The 16,811-nt window shown below is 34.3% G+C and carries 15 protein-coding genes; 8 read left to right on the forward strand and 7 right to left on the reverse strand.

The genetic code is table 11. The features are described 5' to 3' along the window. The first annotated feature begins 91 nt into the window (after positions 1-91). From EGI24_RS09855 to EGI24_RS09865, 3 genes are read left to right on the forward strand one after another with little or no spacing between them, the layout of a single operon-like run. Complete coding sequence (locus tag EGI24_RS09855; protein WP_255048209.1) at positions 92-862, forward strand: hypothetical protein; 771 nt, start codon at positions 92-94, stop codon at positions 860-862. Beyond that, complete coding sequence (miaA, locus tag EGI24_RS09860; RefSeq protein WP_255048210.1) at positions 852-1,772, forward strand: tRNA (adenosine(37)-N6)-dimethylallyltransferase MiaA; 921 nt, start codon at positions 852-854, stop codon at positions 1,770-1,772. The genes EGI24_RS09855 and miaA overlap by 11 nt, the downstream gene beginning before the upstream one ends. A gap of 16 nt (positions 1,773-1,788) precedes the next feature. Beyond that, positions 1,789-3,303, forward strand: a complete 1,515-nt coding sequence (locus tag EGI24_RS09865; RefSeq protein ID WP_255048211.1) for a hypothetical protein — start codon at positions 1,789-1,791, stop codon at positions 3,301-3,303. Positions 3,304-3,332: 29 nt separating this feature from the next. On the opposite strand, the gene trxB is transcribed toward EGI24_RS09865, so the two are convergent. The 4 genes from trxB to EGI24_RS09885 all read right to left on the reverse strand — a co-directional run bounded on the left by trxB (position 3,333) and on the right by EGI24_RS09885 (position 10,187). Beyond that, on the reverse strand, positions 3,333-4,268 hold the full coding sequence (trxB, locus tag EGI24_RS09870; protein WP_255048212.1) for a thioredoxin-disulfide reductase: 936 nt from the start codon (positions 4,266-4,268) through the stop codon (positions 3,333-3,335). Positions 4,269-4,548: 280 nt separating this feature from the next. Further along, positions 4,549-6,192 (reverse strand): M1 family metallopeptidase, encoded by a 1,644-nt coding sequence (locus EGI24_RS09875; protein WP_255048213.1) that lies wholly within the window; start codon positions 6,190-6,192, stop codon positions 4,549-4,551. After that, entirely contained in the window at positions 6,192-7,841 is a 1,650-nt protein-coding gene (locus tag EGI24_RS09880) for a M1 family metallopeptidase (RefSeq protein ID WP_255048214.1), read from the reverse strand. The genes EGI24_RS09875 and EGI24_RS09880 overlap by 1 nt, the downstream gene beginning before the upstream one ends. Before the next feature lie 477 nt (positions 7,842-8,318). Beyond that, positions 8,319-10,187: an OmpA family protein gene (locus tag EGI24_RS09885; RefSeq protein WP_255048215.1), complete on the reverse strand. Its 1,869-nt coding sequence runs from the start codon at positions 10,185-10,187 to the stop codon at positions 8,319-8,321. A 112-nt stretch (positions 10,188-10,299) separates the two neighbouring features. Here EGI24_RS09885 and hemJ point away from each other — a divergent pair, with 112 nt between their 5' ends. Then, entirely contained in the window at positions 10,300-10,842 is a 543-nt protein-coding gene (gene hemJ / locus EGI24_RS09890) for a protoporphyrinogen oxidase HemJ (protein ID WP_255048216.1), read from the forward strand. 2 nt (positions 10,843-10,844) lie between these two features. Continuing rightward, on the forward strand, positions 10,845-12,464 hold the full coding sequence (locus EGI24_RS09895) for a CotH kinase family protein (RefSeq protein WP_255048217.1): 1,620 nt from the start codon (positions 10,845-10,847) through the stop codon (positions 12,462-12,464). Position 12,465: 1 nt separating this feature from the next. Here EGI24_RS09895 and EGI24_RS09900 read toward each other — a convergent pair whose 3' ends face one another. Beyond that, positions 12,466-13,044: a Uma2 family endonuclease gene (locus EGI24_RS09900; protein ID WP_255048218.1), complete on the reverse strand. Its 579-nt coding sequence runs from the start codon at positions 13,042-13,044 to the stop codon at positions 12,466-12,468. A gap of 51 nt (positions 13,045-13,095) precedes the next feature. Then, positions 13,096-13,551, reverse strand: coding sequence for a GNAT family N-acetyltransferase (locus tag EGI24_RS09905; RefSeq protein WP_255048219.1), 456 nt, complete (start codon positions 13,549-13,551; stop codon positions 13,096-13,098). Between the two features lie 27 nt (positions 13,552-13,578). Here EGI24_RS09905 and EGI24_RS09910 point away from each other — a divergent pair, with 27 nt between their 5' ends. Both EGI24_RS09910 and EGI24_RS09915 read left to right on the forward strand, forming a co-directional pair. Further along, positions 13,579-14,250, forward strand: coding sequence for a TatD family hydrolase (locus EGI24_RS09910; RefSeq protein WP_255048220.1), 672 nt, complete (start codon positions 13,579-13,581; stop codon positions 14,248-14,250). After that, a complete protein-coding gene (locus tag EGI24_RS09915) occupies positions 14,247-15,029 on the forward strand; it encodes a ThiF family adenylyltransferase (protein ID WP_255048221.1) in 783 nt (260 codons plus the stop codon). The genes EGI24_RS09910 and EGI24_RS09915 overlap by 4 nt, the downstream gene beginning before the upstream one ends. A 73-nt stretch (positions 15,030-15,102) precedes the next feature. On the opposite strand, the gene EGI24_RS09920 is transcribed toward EGI24_RS09915, so the two are convergent. Next, the gene (locus EGI24_RS09920) at positions 15,103-16,113 is read right to left on the reverse strand and encodes a VWA domain-containing protein (RefSeq protein ID WP_255048222.1); all 1,011 of its coding nucleotides are present in this window, start codon (positions 16,111-16,113) and stop codon (positions 15,103-15,105) included. Between the two features lie 99 nt (positions 16,114-16,212). On the opposite strand from EGI24_RS09920, the gene EGI24_RS09925 reads away from it, so the two are divergent. Beyond that, on the forward strand, positions 16,213-16,809 hold the full coding sequence (locus tag EGI24_RS09925; RefSeq protein WP_255048223.1) for an NTP transferase domain-containing protein: 597 nt from the start codon (positions 16,213-16,215) through the stop codon (positions 16,807-16,809). The last annotated feature ends 2 nt before the right edge of the window (positions 16,810-16,811 follow it).

Consider the following 16,811-nt stretch of genomic DNA (forward strand, 5'->3'; position numbering starts at 1 on the left):
TTTTGCGGCCAATTTTATAGTTTATAACGATAAAACTGAAAAATAAATTATATTTTTATGGAAAAAAGCAAGTAGAACTAAGGGTTAGAGGATGATTAGAAAAGATTTTATTCCATATTTTTCAGCGTTTCTTGAACAGAATAAAATTGAATTTCAATTAATAAATTCTCGCATTTTTCAGATCGGTACTTCACGGATAAAGTACTTTGAACGCCTTCCTGATGACTTTGAAGCTCTTAGTCAACCTATAAATATTTGGAGAAATCAATGGGAGAAACACCCTGAAATTGTCATTTCTAGATTGAGTTCTGTTTTAGGATTAAATCCGAAATTGCCCGCCAGAGTTTGCACAGTCAGAAGAATAAACAAGTGCCTTGCTGAAGAATTTTTAAATAAAAACCATTTACAGCAGTCCATTGGTGCCAAACTGAAATACGGTTTGTACTTACCCAAGGCTTATTATAGATTACTTCCGAAGGGTTTTGAACCAGAGTCTGAGGAATTATTGTTAGCGGTTATGACTTTTTCTGGACCGAAAAAATATTATTTGGAGGATAGTATCGTACTTTCTTTTGAACTCATCAGGTTTTCGAATCTCAATGGATTTAATATTATTGGCGGTTTTACTAAATTGCTAAGATATTTTATTCAAGAAAAAACTCCAGGGAATATAATGACATATATTGACGCAGATTGGTCTGATGGAAAAAATTTCTCTAAATTGGGATTTGAACTTATAGAGAAAACCTCTCCGATGTATTTTCAGTTGGATGAAAATCATAATCGTGTAAAAGTTAACGACGCTAATGAAGCTGAAGTTATGAATTCGGGAAGTTATAAATACATTTTGAGTGCATTCTGAACATATAAATACGGAGTTAATTATTATTTTAGGCCCAACGGCTTCTGGCAAAACTACCCTGGCGGTGGATTTAGCATATCACCTAAATGGAGAAATAATCAGTGCTGACAGTAGGCAAGTTTATAGAAATATGGACATTGGAACTGGCAAAGATTTTTCAGAATATGTAAGACAAGGTAAGGCTATTCCATATCATTTGATTGACATTTGTGAGGCTGGAGATAAATATAACCTGGCCAGATTTCAGAATGATTTCAATGAGGTTTTTGAGCAAATAAAATCGAGAGATAGCGTTCCGATACTATGCGGAGGAACCGGTCTTTACATTCAGGCGGTTATTTCTGATTTTTGGAAAAGTAAGGTGCCCATTAATGAATCTTTCAGATCAGAACTTGATACGCTTGACACAAATATCATTTTTGATAAATACGGGCGTTATTTGAAGGATTATATTTTTTCAAGTAGGAAACGACTCATCAGAAGGGTAGAAATTTGCGATTATTTGGAAAAAAATCCTGAATTCCAAAAGGCAGATTTTAAAGGCTTTAATTTTACAATATTTGGATTAAATCCTGGATTAGAGCTACGAAGAGAACGTATTTCAAAGCGACTCAAAGATAGATTTGAAAGCCAAAATATGGTTGAAGAGGTTCGGAATTTGTTAGATTCTGGCGTAAAGGCAGATACTTTGGAGTATTATGGATTGGAGTATAAGTATATCAGCTATTTTTTAAAAAATGAAATGACTTTTGAGCAAATGTTTTCAAAATTAGAAACAGAGATTCATCGTTTTGCTAAACGTCAAATGACTTTTTTCAGAAGTATGGAAAGCAAAGGATTTGAAATTAATTGGATTCCTGATAACTTAAAGCAGGAGCAGAAATTAAAGTATATATTGGATAAAATTTAAGTAAATTCATATGGTTTTGCGATTATTAATAGGCATGATTTTATTTTCCAACCTAGTTTTGGGTCAAAGTAACGTATGTCTATTTACGAATAAACCTGGTAGTGAGGAAAGTAAAAAACTATTAATTGAAAAAGCTAAGTTGTTTAATATTAATTTAATAGAAGTTCATAATCTTGAAAAGTTAAACGAATTTGAGGCTGTTTTTTTCCTTGATTTTGATGAAAGCAAACTTTCAATAAAGGATAATTCTGCTTTGGTTTCATTTTTTAAAAACGGTGGTGGAGCTCTAGGGGCATTTGATATTCAGACAAAAACTACAAATCGGATTTGGTTCGAGCAAATGTTTGGGAAACTTGAAAATCCAATGCCAGAAAAAAAGGACTTGGATTTGATTCCTGTTCAGGATTTGAACAATATGGGACTTTCGCCATTGTGGAAAACGCCTTCAGCTGAATTCGTAAATCTAAAAGTGCCAAAATATCTAAAAGCGGTTTTGATGAATTTGGAAGGCAGGGCTGTTTCTTGGTCTGGTGTTTCTGAACTTTCGAATAAGGTTTATTATACCGCTCTAAAATTAAATTTATCCAGCATTCAAAACCAAGATTTTTTTAAATCATTGGTGGGTGGTATTAAGTCTGTGGTTTCCACAAAGAAAGATTCTAATATTGAGCCAGTTGTTTTTCCAGAAATTAAAGATTTTAGAGTTTTGAAATTGGCCGAAGGTTTTCAAAACGCTCGGGCATTAGAATATTTTTCGCCAACTTATTGCATAATTCTCACCGAAAAAGGTGAGTTGTTTAATTATAACAGTTTGTCAAAAGAAACTTCATATTTGGGATTATTTGAATCACTTTCAGGTGCTTTGGATATTACAGCGGACCCCGAATTTGGTATCAATGGATACTTTTATTTTTATTTTGATGGAGACAAATCTACAGTGAAAAGGGTAAAAATGTTGGATGCCAAAAAAGCCGAGTTAGACGACTTTATATTAGAATCATCTATGCCTGTCAAAAATACCTTTATCAGTAATGTAGATTCTTCAAACATTGGAATGGCAAAATATTATCAAGGCAAACAATTCAGTGTTTCTAAGATTGGTAATATAGAAGTGTCGACATTAAATGCCGATCAACAAGTGATTGATGTAGAGCCATTTGTTGTTTCTTTTGAAGCTCAATCATTAAAAGGAATTGCACAAAAGGAAAATGGAGAAATGTTGGTAATGATGAAGGATAGCTTAAATCTTATCCAATATAAATTTGAAAATGGTTTTCCTCCATTTGTGAATTTTACCTTTAAAAATCTTAGTTTAAAACCACCCTATAAGGTAGAATTTGATACAAATATAGATGAAGGCTATAATTTTGAATGGGAAATTTCGGGTAAAAAATTGGTAGGTAAAAAAGTTATTCAAGTTTTTAAAACAGCGGGTGATTATCCAATTAAACTTCGGGCTACCAATGCCAAAGGGCAAACGGACTTTATTCTCAAAACTATAAAAATCGAAAAAGCCATCACTTTAAAGTAATGGCTTTCAGTATTTTATAGGCTCATTTCTTATTCGTGTTCTCCCAAATATCGTTCTGCATCCAAAGCAGCCATACAGCCAGTTCCAGCTGCTGTAACTGCCTGACGATAGATTTTATCTTGGGCATCGCCACAAGCAAAAACGCCTTCTATGTTGGTTTTGGTTGAACCTTTTTCTACAATTATATAACCTGCTTCATCCAATTGTAAGAAATCATTGAAAATACCTGTATTTGGTTGATGACCAATGGCTACAAAGAAACCGTCAAGTGCTATTTCACTTATTTCGCCTGTTTTGTTATTTTTTACGCGGACACCAGTTACACCGTCTGTCCCTAAAACTTCCTCGGTGTCGGTATTGAATAATATTTCAATGTTTGGCGTGTTTTTAACCCTTGTTTGCATAATTTGAGATGCTCTAAATTCGTCTCTACGAACCAACATTGTAACTTTTTTACAAAGTTTAGACAGATAATGTGCCTCTTCACAAGCAGTGTCTCCTGCACCTACAATGGCCACATCTTTTCCTCTATAAAAGAAACCGTCACATACTGCACAAGCTGATACGCCCATGCCGTTTAGTCTTTGTTCAGACTCAATGCCTAACCATTTTGCAGAAGCTCCAGTGGCTATAATTACGGTTTCGGCTGTTATTTCTATGGTTTCGTCAATGATAACTTTATGGGCTAAGGGCGTAGAAAAATCCACACTGGTGGCCATTCCGTAGCGATTATCCAATCCAAACCTCTCCGCTTGAATTCTCAAGTCTTCCATCATTTGTGGACCTTCAATGCCTTGTGGATAGCCAGGGAAGTTTTCAACATCATTGGTGATAGTTAACTGACCACCAGGCTGCATGCCTTGGTACATAACAGGTTTCAAACCCGCTCTTCCTGCATAAATAGCCGCTGTATAACCTGCTGGCCCCGAACCCAATATCAAAACCTGAACTTTTTCTTGTGTCATCAATTATAATCTTTATTTAATAATGCATTTTAGAGCTGCAAAGTTCGAGAATTGGCGTCTTATTTCCATGATAAATGTCACAGAGTCTTTCTTTTTTCTTACCCAATATTAGATTTCTAGGAAGTTCATGGTCTTAATTGTCTGCCAAAACTTTTGAACAATTGATTTTCTATTTTATTTAGACAAAATTTTTAATTAATAATATTCTCAATTAAAAATTTTGAGTAACCACCCATGTTGCGTTTAAATGAAGCATTAGTTTATACATTTTCTGACCCATTCAAAATGTTTTTTTTGTGCATACATTTTCGCTCAATAATACATTTCTTGGGTCAATTTCCAGTTTATCGGGTTCCTCTCCAATTCTAAATGTTTGCGTTTGTTGTTTTTTAGAGAGATTCATTTTCAATATTTTTGGAACGGCATCTCCTTTTTTATAGTAAGCAATTTCTACAGGCAGATTGAATAGAAAATCACCATTTTGTGTTAATTGGATAGTTATTTTTTTACTTTTGGCATCATAATTCCATAAACCATTTATGGCGGGATTAATGGGTTGATAAAGCCATTGTTTAAAGAACAATTTTAAATCTTTTCCTGAAGCCTTTTCCATTTCCATTCTAAAATCATCAGTGCTAGCATTTAAATTGAAATATTTCGAATAATAGGCCCGAATTCCTTTCTTAAAGTCATTTTCGCCTACTAAATCTCGTAACATATGCAATATCCAAGCTCCTTTTTGGTAAGTTAAACTTGAAACAACCTCTTCTTTTTCTGCAGATCGAGGGCTCACAATACTAAAATCTGGTAATTTTTTCGACATTTTAAAAACCGCTTCTTTGGCTTTTACTATTTCCTTCTCATATTCAGCATTACCATATTCATTTTCAATAAAAAGCATAGTAAAATAAGTGGTAATTCCTTCACTCAACCAAGCGTCGTCCCAAGTAGCCTCGGTGACGGCATTACCAAACCATTGATGTGCAATTTCGTGAATGATTACGTTTCTTAAACGTACCTCTCTTTTTCCAGTAATTAGTTTGTCAGAATAAAAAATGGCGGAAGAAGTTTCCATGCCTCCACCTGAGTTTACAGATTGAATATTGGCCAATTTTTCATAAGCAAATGGCCCAACATAAGTACTGTAAAATTCTAATACTTTTTTTGTAGGTTCATCAAAATCATAAAATCCGGCTTCTCTATCTTTTGCATAAACCCATGTTTCAATTGATTTTCCATCAAATTTGTCCACGTATTTTACAGCAAAATCAGCAACTCCCAAAACAAATAACCAGCAGGATACGGGTACGGATTGTTTCCAATGAGTAAGTTTAATATTGTTGCCTAAATCAGACTCTTCAAGTAATAATCCGTTGGAAATAACTTTATAATGAGCAGGTGCTTTCACAATAAATTCGGAAGTTGCTTTGTCGGACGGATGATCTAGCGTAGGCAACCAATGTCTAGCTTTATTAGACCAGTTTTCGCTAAAAAAACTTCTGTCGCCATTTTTTGTTGGGCCAATTTTCAAGCCATCAAAAGGTACTCCATGGTACTTTATGGTAAATATTATATCTGAGTTGGCAACTGAAGGCGTTGGTAAACTGATCATTAACTCATCATTTTGATGGGTAAAATTTATTGGCAAATCCCCAATTTTAATTGAATCAATCAGCATTCCTTTTCCTTTTTTTTCTATAGATTTATTAATCAAATCTAATCTAAAACTTTGAGTTCCCTGATTTTTGAACTGAACAGTGATTTTGGCTTTTCCATATATTTCGTCTGTCAAATCTGAAAGTACAAGTTCAAAGGAATAATGCTTTATGTCAATTTTTTTGTTGATTGGATAGTCATCAGCCAAAGAAATTAACGGGTTTAATATTAGGGATATTCCCCAAATAAATCTCATAAAAGTTCTCATTATTGAATAGTAATTTTTTTGAGATAATGGCCTTTGGGATCAATTTGTGGTGCATAATCGCTGTTTATTACTATTCCTTCAGCTGGAATAGTAATTTTGTCCGTTTTTCCATTCGAAATAATGTCAAATGGTAATGGCATAAAAAAATTATCTATCTTAATTTGATATTTTTTATATCCAATTTCTTTGATATTTATATTTAAGAAATCAGTTGTTCTCAAGTAAAAATCAAAAAATGGTTTTAGGTTTTTACTTGAGGCTGTGCTGAATAATTTTTCTACATCATCCGTGGTTACAACATTATCATAGGTATATTTCGGGTCAGTTGCCAGTTTTTTCAAAGTTGGGAAAAAGATTTCGTCACCAATGAAATATTTTAAACTATGCATAAAGAATGAGCCTTTTCCATAAATATCTCCTCCAGAATAAACTTCTTCTTCTGTAATTTCTTCTCCTAATACCATCGCTTTTTTGTTTTTTATACCTCTTCGATGGCCATCTATTATCATGTTATATGCATTTTCGCCACCAATTTCTAACATTGCCAAGGCCTCTGAATAGGTGGCTATACCTTCCTGTATCCACATATGTGCCCAGTCTTTGTTGGTCACCTTATTGGCCCACCATTCATGAGCATATTCATGAAAAAGATTATCAGAATATTCCTGGCCATTGATAGTTTTATATTTGAATTTATTATCAAAAGTAATCATGGTTTGATGCTCCATACCCGAATTTGGTACCTCCGCAATTCCTATTTTTTCTTTTACCCACGGATACTCTCCAAAGTATTTTTCTAGAATTTTAGAATCCCTTTTTTTCATTTCTATCACTTTTTGGGCTTGTGCAGTATCGGCTTCCAAAACATAGTATTCAATAGGTACTTTATTGCCCTCAATCGTTGTATAGGTATCTTTCACAACCTTGTATTTGCCGATATTAAACAAGATACAATAGTTGCTGATTGTATAATTAGTTTTCCAATGATAGGTACCTTTATCTTTTTTAGTAGTCACTTTTTGCAACAGCCCTGGTCCAGCCACCACCAAATTTGACGGAATTGTTATTTTCATATCCACACCTTCGTTTGGTTCGTCGGACGGATGGTCTTTGCATGGGAAATACATTTTACCTCCCTCGCCTTGAATATTTATAGAGATCCAATCATTGCCAGCTACATCTTTTACCCAAGTAAATCCACCATCCCAAGGTGGTTTGATGGCTACTGGCGGTATTCCACTGTATTCAATTTTTACAGCATGATTTCCAATTTCAAATCCAGCATTAGATATAATATATATTTTGTCATCTTTTAGGATAAAGGAGCTATTTTTTTTATTTACTTGGACATTAGAAACCTTGTAAAGGTGAATCAAGTCAAGTAAAATGGTGTCAGATTTTTGGGATAAATTTAAACTTACCTCTGTAAATCCAGCTATGGATTGATTAGGAATATCTACATCCAAGACAATTGAATAATGCCTAATATCCATAATGGCTTGTAATGGATGAAGTTTTCCTCCAGAGGTAAGGTAAAGAATATCTCGATTATTAATATCATATCGATTTTGACCAAGTACCGCTTGTGAAAAAAAGAAGAGTACGACTGAGCAAAACAGATTTAATGAATGCTTCGTGATGATTTTCATAATTATTTTAGGTTTTTAGGGTTCAGAATATTGATGTTTATTTACTAAAATTTAATTAATCAATTGAATTTGAATTGACTCCTTAAAACTCATGATATGGTTTATCTAGTCTCATTGTCATCAAAAGTGTGTGTCAAATGGCTTAAAATAATGGATTTGTCTTTATTGATTTCTTGTTTTTTAGAAGATAGATTTATAATAACCATTCAGAAATATTTGGATTTAAAATTTAACCTAAACCCAATGTTGTATTGAATCATCCTAAGTGGTTTGTAAATATATGAAAATTGGGTTTAATAATTGGGAAGCTAATTCCAATTAACAAAAAAGACTTTAAAATTTGTTTTTTTTGGTATTTGGCAATGGTTGAAATTCAAAACATTTCAATTGAATTCCATATTTCTTTTTTGCTGGCTTGGAGTTTTAAGAAGATGTCTATTGTGTATTTTCTAGAATTTTTTCTTTAAAATTTCTACCTTACAAAAACTTTATCTCAATTCTTCTATTCAACTGACGACTGGCCTCTGAGTCATTTTTGACCTTTGGTTGGGTTTCACCATAGCCAATTGGTACAATTCTATCGGCCACAATTCCTTGATTTTTTAGGAACTCCACCACAGCCATCGCTCGTTTTTTAGAAAGTTCTTTATTCGTTAAATCGTTTCCGATGTCGTCTGTGTGGCCAGATATTTCTACTTTCAGAGAAGCGTTTTTTTGCAGAAGTTCTTTGAGTTTTTTCAGTTCAATGTCTGATTCTTTTCGTAAAACAGCTGAGCCACTGTCAAAAAAAATGTTTTCAAGTACTTCTTTGGTTTCTTTTTCGATTTTGGTGAGCAGAATATCCAACCTTTTGCCTTCATCGTCTTTTGAGAAATCAAATTTTAAGCTTTTAAAAAAATAATTGGGCGTCTCAACATACAAAACATACTCACCATCTCCAGGTAAAATGGCCATATAATCGCCAGTAATAGGGTCAGAAAGAAACTTAGATATCTTTTCGCCTGTTTTTATGTCAACCAATTCTATGGTCGTGTATAGAGGCTTTTGTGTTTTTTGATCTAATACAAAACCTTTTAGGTAATGTGTTCTATCAATTTTATCGGACAGCTCAGTAGGAATAGAAAACTGATAAAGTGAAACCTTTTCGTTTTTGTCTACCGAATAAAATGCCTTTTTCCCATCTGCAGAAATGAAAAGTGAGAGTTCGTCATCACCTGTATTTATGGGATAACCCATATTTAAGACTTCGCCTCCGAATCCTCTTTTTATACTTGTCAAGTATATGTCAAATTTACCCATTCCTTCTTTCCCATTTGAGGAAAAGAAAAGCGAATATCCATTGGCATGTATAAATGGAGAAACTTCATCATAGCTAGTATTGATGTTTTTGCCCAAATTCGTCGCCTTTTTCCAATTCCCCTTTTCATCCAATTCACTCATCCAAATGTCTTTTTTGCCTAGTCCAAGTGGCCTTTCTGAAGAAAAAAACAATTTTGAGCCGTCTGATGACAAACTTGGCTGTGAATCCCAAAAGTTTGAATTGATATTCGGTCCTAAATTTTGTGGGGTAGACCATTTGTCACCTTCTTTTTTTGTAATAAACAAATCACAACTTCCAAAGGAATCTCTGCCTTCACACGAGGTAAAAACCATGATTTTACCATCTGCAGAAATGCTGCATGTGCCTTCATTGTAGGGTGTGTTTATCTCATTGGATATGCTGATGGGTTTGCTCCAAGTATTATTTTTGTTTTCGGAGAAATAGATATTTTCGTCTTCCAAATCATTCCTTGCCGTAAATATTATCGTGCTGTTATCGGCTGTAAGTACTGGAAAATACTGTTTGTTTTTAAAATTCAAAACATCTATTAAAGGCTCAGGTTTGATATTGAGCGGTTTGGCTATGGCTTGTATACCGAAATCACAGGTTTTTAATTGTTTCAGGATTTGCTGATAAACTATGGAGTTTTTGTTTGTATTGTTGAGAGAAATGGTCAGATATTTCTTTGCATCCTCAAACCTATGATTTTCTAATGCTCTCGAACCTAAATAAGTGTATGCCTGAACAAATGAAACCCCAGCCGTATCTTTTTCGATAAGTTTTAAGTAATATTCAGTGGCTTTTTTCTGATTTCTGAAAGACTCATGAATTTGGCCAATTCTGAAATAGGCCTCAATTTTAGAAGAGTCTTTTTCTAAATATTTTTCAAAGTTTGATAAAGCAGTTTCATATTTCCTTTCCATAAAGTCATTTTTGCCTTTTTCAAAAAGCATTAGCGTCTTTTTGTCTTGAGCAAATACACTGATAGAAATAAATAAAAATATAAAAAAACTTTTATGGGTCATTTTGAGATTAGTATTAAGGATAAAGTGCAAAAATTAGTCCAAATGAGAATATACTACACATTTTAAAAAACGTTGGCAATTTGTTATTATTTTTGAATTTTGAACAGAATCTATGTTAAATTATTATTCTTTCTTTAAGGCTTTTCATATTATAGGGTTCGTAACTTGGTTTGCGGGTTTGTTTTATTTGGTCAGAATGTTTGTTTATCATGCTGAAGTAGACCAAAAACCCAAGGAACTTCAAGCCGATTGGCGGGCACAGTTTACGCTCATGCAGTGGAGAGTTTATAAGATTATTTCCACGCCAGCGATGATTATAACATGGATTTTTGGAATACTGTTGTTGGTAAGCAATCCAGCGATATTGGATCAAACTTGGATAAAAATCAAATTGGTTTTGCTTGTTTTGTTAGTTGTTTACCATTTTTACTGCAAATCAATCATTATAAAACAAGAGAATGGGGAAGATAAGGCAGGGTCATTTAACTACAGATTGCTCAACGAATTACCGACATTATTTTTGGTAGCGATAGTGCTTTTGGCAGTTGTTCGAGATTTCCTAGATTTTTTGAAGCTTTTTGGTGGGGTTGTCGCTTTCGGGATAGTACTATTTATTTTTGCCAAACAATACAAAAAAAGGAGAGAGGCTAAATGAGGATGATGAAGTTGGTTTTTTATGTAATGTTTATTGGCTTGTATTCGGCTAATGCTCAGCTAAGTACCAGTAAGCTACCTATTTTTATTATTAATACCAAAGGGCAATCCATTAAAGATGAACCGAAAATTCTAGCTGAATTAAAAGTCGTTTATAATGGTGAAGGGAAAGACAATAAACTCACAGACACACAATTTCACTACAATAGTTTTGTCGGAATAGAATATCGTGGATCAAGCTCCCAAATGTTTCCCAAGAAAGGACTCGGTATAGAACTTAGAACTGAAAAAGGAGAGAATAATCCCTTAGCACTTTGTGGATTACCAGAGGATTCGGACTGGATTTTATTTGCATCCTACAATGAGAAAAGTCTGATGCACAACGTGTTAAGCATGAGTTTTGCTCGCCAAATGGGTATGAATGCCAGTCGTACAAAATATGTGGAGGTGGTGATTAATAACAGTTATCAGGGGGTATATGTGTTGATGGAAAAAATCAAAGTGGACAAAAACAGAGTGGATATTGCAACATTGAAGCCTGAGGACGTTTCTGGAGACGAACTTACAGGAGGATACATAGTGAAAATTGACAAAAGTACGGGTACAAACTACGGAACATTTCGGTCGAATTACACAAACGCCAATGGTTTTGCGAATCAGTATTTCTATCATTTACCCAAAACTATCAACGATACCCAGAAAAATTATATTAGAGCCTACATTCGTAAGTTTGAAGATGCCATTTATGGTAAAGATTTTAAAGATGAAATAAAGGGTTATCACCAATATGTGGATTTAAGTTCATTTGCTAAAATGTTTATTATCAATGAAGTGTCTCGCAATATTGATGGATACAGAATCAGCTCATATTTTTCTAAAGACAAAGACTCCAAAGGTGGAAAGTTGACCGCCAGCCCACCTTGGGATTATGACATTTCTTATGGTAATGCCGATTATTGCGAGGGAAGCAGATATGATTTGTGGGCATATAAATTTAATGAAATTTGTCCAAGAGATGGTTTTCAAGTTCCAGTTTTTTGGGAAAGGATGATTTCTGATCCGAAATTTATAGGAGAATTGAGGAATATTTATTTCGAACAAAGAAAAAAGGGTGGTGTGCTTGATCATGACAGGATAGTTAAAGAAATAGACGGATTAAAAGAAAATTTAGGAGAAGCAGCAATAAGGAATTTTCAGAAATGGCCTATCATCGGAACTTACGTTTGGCCAAGTCCTCAGCCTATTCCACAAACTTGGGATTTAGAAATCGTAGAACTTAAAAACTGGATTTACAATAGGCTAACTTGGATGGATAGAAATTTTCCTGAGGAGTTTGTGCTGACTTCTAATGAATTGCCATCAGAAAACTTGCAGATAACAGCCTTTCCAAATCCTTTTGTGGACAAACTTCAGGTAAAAATATTAAGTCAAAAAGCACAAAAAGCTGAGGTTACTTTTTCGGATATTACAGGCAGAATGATTCTCAAAAAGAATATTGAACTTGTTGAAGGTGAAAATTTTGTAGATTTTGACCAAATTCAAAATGTCAATGATTTTTTATTTTTAAAAGTTAAAACAGTTTCAGGATTGATGGAATTGAAGAAAGTGGTGAGGGTGAAGTAAACTATTCTTCAATAACTTCAGCCATAACCAATTCTAAACCTACCAATATGTTTTTCCCATCTAACGTTTTGTTAAATGGTATAGTTTCGGTCTTGTTATTGAAATACACCAAAGTTTCTTGAGACTGTGGACTGACCAACCAAGCCAATTTTACTCCGTTTTTAACCCATTTGGTCATTTTTAGCTTCAATTCCTTAATGTTATCAGTTTCAGATTGAAGTTCAATAATGAAATCAGGGACAATATGTGGGATAGATTTTTTCTCGGAATCACTCAAAGAATCCCATCTTTTCCTAGAAATCCAAGCCGCATCTGGACCACGCATAGAATTATCTGGTAGAAAAAAAGCTGAATTTGAATCGAAAACAATTCCCGCTTTATTTTTTTTGTTCCAGCTATAAATCTCAAAATTTAAACCACTGTTGAACGAGCTGGTTAATGCATAAGTTGGTGAGGTAGTTATTAAAATTTGACCTTTTTCGTCTCTTTCAATATTCAATTCTGGATTTGCCAAACAAAGAGCTATTAGTTCATCGTTTGTGAACTTTCCTTCTTTCGGGATATTTAAAGGCAATACCATAATACTTTTTTTTTACCAAAAATATTAAACTTAGGGAAGAACTCCAAATTTCTACGCTCTTACCATAATCTTGTGTGGAATTCCATCCTCAATGTAGTCTTCATTGATGCTTTCGAAGCCAAATGAGGCGTAAAAGCTCTCTAAATAGGCTTGAGCACCTATTTTTATAGGTTTTTGTCCAAATACTTCTTGGACTTTCTCCACAGATTTACCAAATATTTCTCTTCCATAACCTTCTCCTCGACCTTTTGGTGAGGCAACTACTCTTCCGATACTCAAAAAACCTTGATAATAAACACTCTCATCAAAAAGTCTGGTGTAAGCCATCAATTGATTTTTATGGTTAAATCCCATAAGGTGTAAGGCATATTGGTCTTTGTGATCAAGGTCTAAGAAAATACAATTTTGTTCTACCACAAAAACTTCTGACCGCAAGGCCAATATTTCGTAGAGTTCATCCACACTTAATTCAGTAAAAGCTTTACATTCTATCCGAAGATTACCCATTATTGTTATTTTTGTGAAAAAATTAATATGTTTCTAGATATTCATACCCATTCGCTGTCTTCTGATGCCAATATAAAAAAAGTTTTTAATTTGGACATCAAGGCAAGTACTTTGGGAGAAGATTTAGAGCATTTTTTTGGTGGAAATGAATCAGTTTCGGTTGGGATTCATCCCTGGAGTGTAACTGAGGAAATGTTTTTTGAACAAATTGAGATTTTAGAATTTTTGGCTGCAGATTCGAGAGTAAAAGCGATTGGAGAAATTGGCCTTGATAAAATAAAAGGGCCCGACTTGAAACTACAGGAGGAAGTTTTCCTAAAACAAATCAGAATAGCGGAATCAGTTAGAAAGCCCATCATTGTTCATTGCGTAAAGAGTTTTAATGAACTCATTGCCATAAAGAAGCTGGTGCGTCCGAAAGCTCCGATGATTATTCACGGTTTTAATAGAAAAGCAGATTTGGCCATAGAATTGGCCGCTAAGGGTTTTTTTCTCTCTTTTGGTATAGCATTGATAGAATCTGAATTGATTAAGACTGCCTTAAAAAGTATTCCTATAAGCCAAGTTTTTTTTGAAACAGACGATGAAAAGGGATTAACTGTTGAAGAAGTTTATAAAGTAGCCTCAGTGGTTTTGAATATTGAAATGGAAGAATTGAAAGATAAAATTTATCAAAATTATTTAGAATTGTATTTATGAGTGATTTGGCTTGGCTCTCAAGAAGTGAGCTGTTGATTGGAAAAGAAAATATACAAAAACTTCAGAATTCTCATGTTTTGGTAGTTGGTCTAGGTGGCGTTGGCTCATTTGCTGCAGAGTTTATTTGCCGTGCCGGAGTGGGGGAGATGACCATCGTAGACGGAGATGTGGTAGACCCTACCAATAGGAATCGTCAGCTTCCAGCACTTTTTACTACCCATGGAGTTAGTAAAGCCGCTTGGATGCAAGAGCGTCTTTTGGCTATAAATCCTGAATTAAAACTGAACGTAATAAACGAATTTTTGAGTCCTGAACGTTGTGAAGAACTCCTCAAAAATGAGTATGATTACGTAATGGACTGCATTGATAGTATTACTCCTAAACTAACATTAATAGCTGCAGCCTATAAAAGTGGAAAAAAAGTAGTGAGTTCGATGGGTGCAGGAGGTAAAACCGACCCCACACAGATTAGAGTGGCAGATTTGTACGAAACACATACTTGTAAACTTGCTTTTTATGTAAGAAAGAGGCTCAAGAAAATGGAAGTTGCCAAAGGTGTTCGGGCGGTTTATTCTTTGGAAGAAATGGACAAAGACTCCTTGGTTATGACGGATGGCTCAAACTTCAAGCAGTCTGCTTACGGTACAATTTCATATTTGCCAGCGGCCTTTGGCGGTGTAGCGGCTTCTGTGGTTATCAGAGATTTATTGGGTATACCCATAGAAACCCAAAAAAGACCTAAAATGATGAAAGGGAGTAAGATTAATAAGAAAAAATAATATTGTTAGAAATATTAAAATACAAAAAAAGCCTTGAATTTCAAGGCTTTTTTTGTGCAATTATTGCTATGTTTTATTTCGATGTTATGATCTCAAATTTCAATTTTCTTGGATCCGATCGGCTTATAATTTGCTGATTTCTAATGTATTCTAAGTTGTAAACATTAGAAATAACTCTTCCGAATTTAGTGAAAACGTCTTTTAATTCTTTTACTGTTTCAGGAAAATTGGCTGAACCACCACTAGCCAATTTTGTCAAAACAGTTTTGTCAACGCCACCTTTTCCGTTTAATCCGATACAGAAACTCGTAATTTTATAAGAATTTTTATCCGACTTTATTTTGCCCAAAAGATAGTCGGCATTCACGGCCGGAGGAGCCATGTTGTCAGAACCATCGGTAAATGTAAACAATACCCTAGACTGCGACTTGGAAGCTTGCAGCATATCTATTCCCGCATCCATGGCGTTGTAAAGAGCGGTGAATTTTCCCTGTTTTAAGCTTTTTACATAGTTTTTAAGGGCTTCTTTGTCAGTAGATAACGGAAACTGATTTACAGTGTCCGAGAAATCAACTATCCCCATTTTCACCACCTTTCTTTCTGTAAATATTTTCTCGATAAAATCTATGGCATAAGTTTTAACTGTTTCGAAATCAGTCCCTAGTGATTCGCTTCGGTCTAAAACTAGAACGACACTAATGTCTTCTGATTGGCTGAACGACATCGTAAATTCTACATCTTTTTTCCAATCGTTGGTTTCTTTTTTGAATTCGTAGGCGTTTATTGCCTCAATATTGTAGTTGTTTGAGTATTCATCAATAATTCTAAAATTGTCGATAATTACTTTAGTACCTGCAGGTCCATCTACTTGACCTTCAAAGTTTTTAGTAAAGTCAATTTTAATTTCTCGGGAAGTTTTAAGCTCATCAAATCTGATTTCAGGGCTTTTACCGGAGGTGTTCCAGAAGTCAATATATATGTCGAAGGTCGTTCCTTTGGGATTAACATCACCGCCACCGCAGCTAATCAACACAATACTCAGTAGAACAGTCTTAAGGATTAAGAAAGCATTTCTTATTTTCATCGGGATAAAATTTATATTCAGCTTTGGAAACGAAAACATCATGCCAAAACTTTCATTTGCACGTAAAATTATTGCAATTTTGCACAAAAAATTGGATAAATGAACATTGGAGTGGTTATTTTAGCAGCAGGAGAATCCAAACGTATGGGCGTACCCAAACAAATCCTCCCGATTTTTGGGATTCCAATGCTCAAATATCTCGTTGATGAAGTGCTTGATACTGAGGCTCATCCTGTTACTGTAGTTGTTGGAGCTAACAAAACCAAGATTGTACCTTTGCTAGAAAATATCCCTATAGGCATAATTGATAATCCTGACTGGCAAAAGGGTATGGGCAGTTCTATAAAAATGGGTTTAGTGGGGTCCTATTTGATCACAAAAGGATTTGATGGATTGATATTCATGACTTCTGATATGCCATTTGTTAATGCCGAAGTTATAAATAAGCTGATCAAAACTGCTCGGGAATTTCCTGATAAAACCATAATTGCTTCTAAATATGCAGGTACTTTGGGCATACCAGTTTTGTATAAAAAAGAACGTTTTGAGGACATTTTGGATATGAAACCAGAACACGGTGCGAAACAATTTTTTAATAAATATGCTGATGAAATTGTACCTGTAGATTTTAATTTAGGGGCAATTGATCTAGATACCAAAGAGGATTATTATAATTTTTTACAATCAAAAAACTAATT

The sequence above is a fragment of the Lacihabitans sp. CS3-21 genome, assembly GCF_024343675.1.
In the GTDB taxonomy this organism is placed as follows: Bacteria; Bacteroidota; Bacteroidia; order Cytophagales; family Spirosomataceae; genus Leadbetterella.

What these genes read in the sequence shown, in the direction of transcription:
- EGI24_RS09905 (WP_255048219.1), bottom strand. Translation starts at nt 13,551, where the DNA reads ATGGGTAATCTTCGGATAGAATGTAAAGCTTTTACTGAATTAAGTGTG.
- EGI24_RS09900 (WP_255048218.1), bottom strand. Translation starts at nt 13,044, where the DNA reads ATGGTATTGCCTTTAAATATCCCGAAAGAAGGAAAGTTCACAAACGAT.
- EGI24_RS09880 (WP_255048214.1), bottom strand. Translation starts at nt 7,841, where the DNA reads ATGAAAATCATCACGAAGCATTCATTAAATCTGTTTTGCTCAGTCGTA.
- EGI24_RS09915 (WP_255048221.1), top strand. Translation starts at nt 14,247, where the DNA reads ATGAGTGATTTGGCTTGGCTCTCAAGAAGTGAGCTGTTGATTGGAAAA.
- EGI24_RS09875 (WP_255048213.1), bottom strand. Translation starts at nt 6,192, where the DNA reads ATGAGAACTTTTATGAGATTTATTTGGGGAATATCCCTAATATTAAAC.
- EGI24_RS09855 (WP_255048209.1), top strand. Translation starts at nt 92, where the DNA reads ATGATTAGAAAAGATTTTATTCCATATTTTTCAGCGTTTCTTGAACAG.
- hemJ (WP_255048216.1), top strand. Translation starts at nt 10,300, where the DNA reads ATGTTAAATTATTATTCTTTCTTTAAGGCTTTTCATATTATAGGGTTC.
- EGI24_RS09885 (WP_255048215.1), bottom strand. Translation starts at nt 10,187, where the DNA reads ATGACCCATAAAAGTTTTTTTATATTTTTATTTATTTCTATCAGTGTA.
- EGI24_RS09910 (WP_255048220.1), top strand. Translation starts at nt 13,579, where the DNA reads ATGTTTCTAGATATTCATACCCATTCGCTGTCTTCTGATGCCAATATA.
- EGI24_RS09895 (WP_255048217.1), top strand. Translation starts at nt 10,845, where the DNA reads ATGATGAAGTTGGTTTTTTATGTAATGTTTATTGGCTTGTATTCGGCT.
- trxB (WP_255048212.1), bottom strand. Translation starts at nt 4,268, where the DNA reads ATGACACAAGAAAAAGTTCAGGTTTTGATATTGGGTTCGGGGCCAGCA.
- EGI24_RS09920 (WP_255048222.1), bottom strand. Translation starts at nt 16,113, where the DNA reads ATGAAAATAAGAAATGCTTTCTTAATCCTTAAGACTGTTCTACTGAGT.
- EGI24_RS09925 (WP_255048223.1), top strand. Translation starts at nt 16,213, where the DNA reads ATGAACATTGGAGTGGTTATTTTAGCAGCAGGAGAATCCAAACGTATG.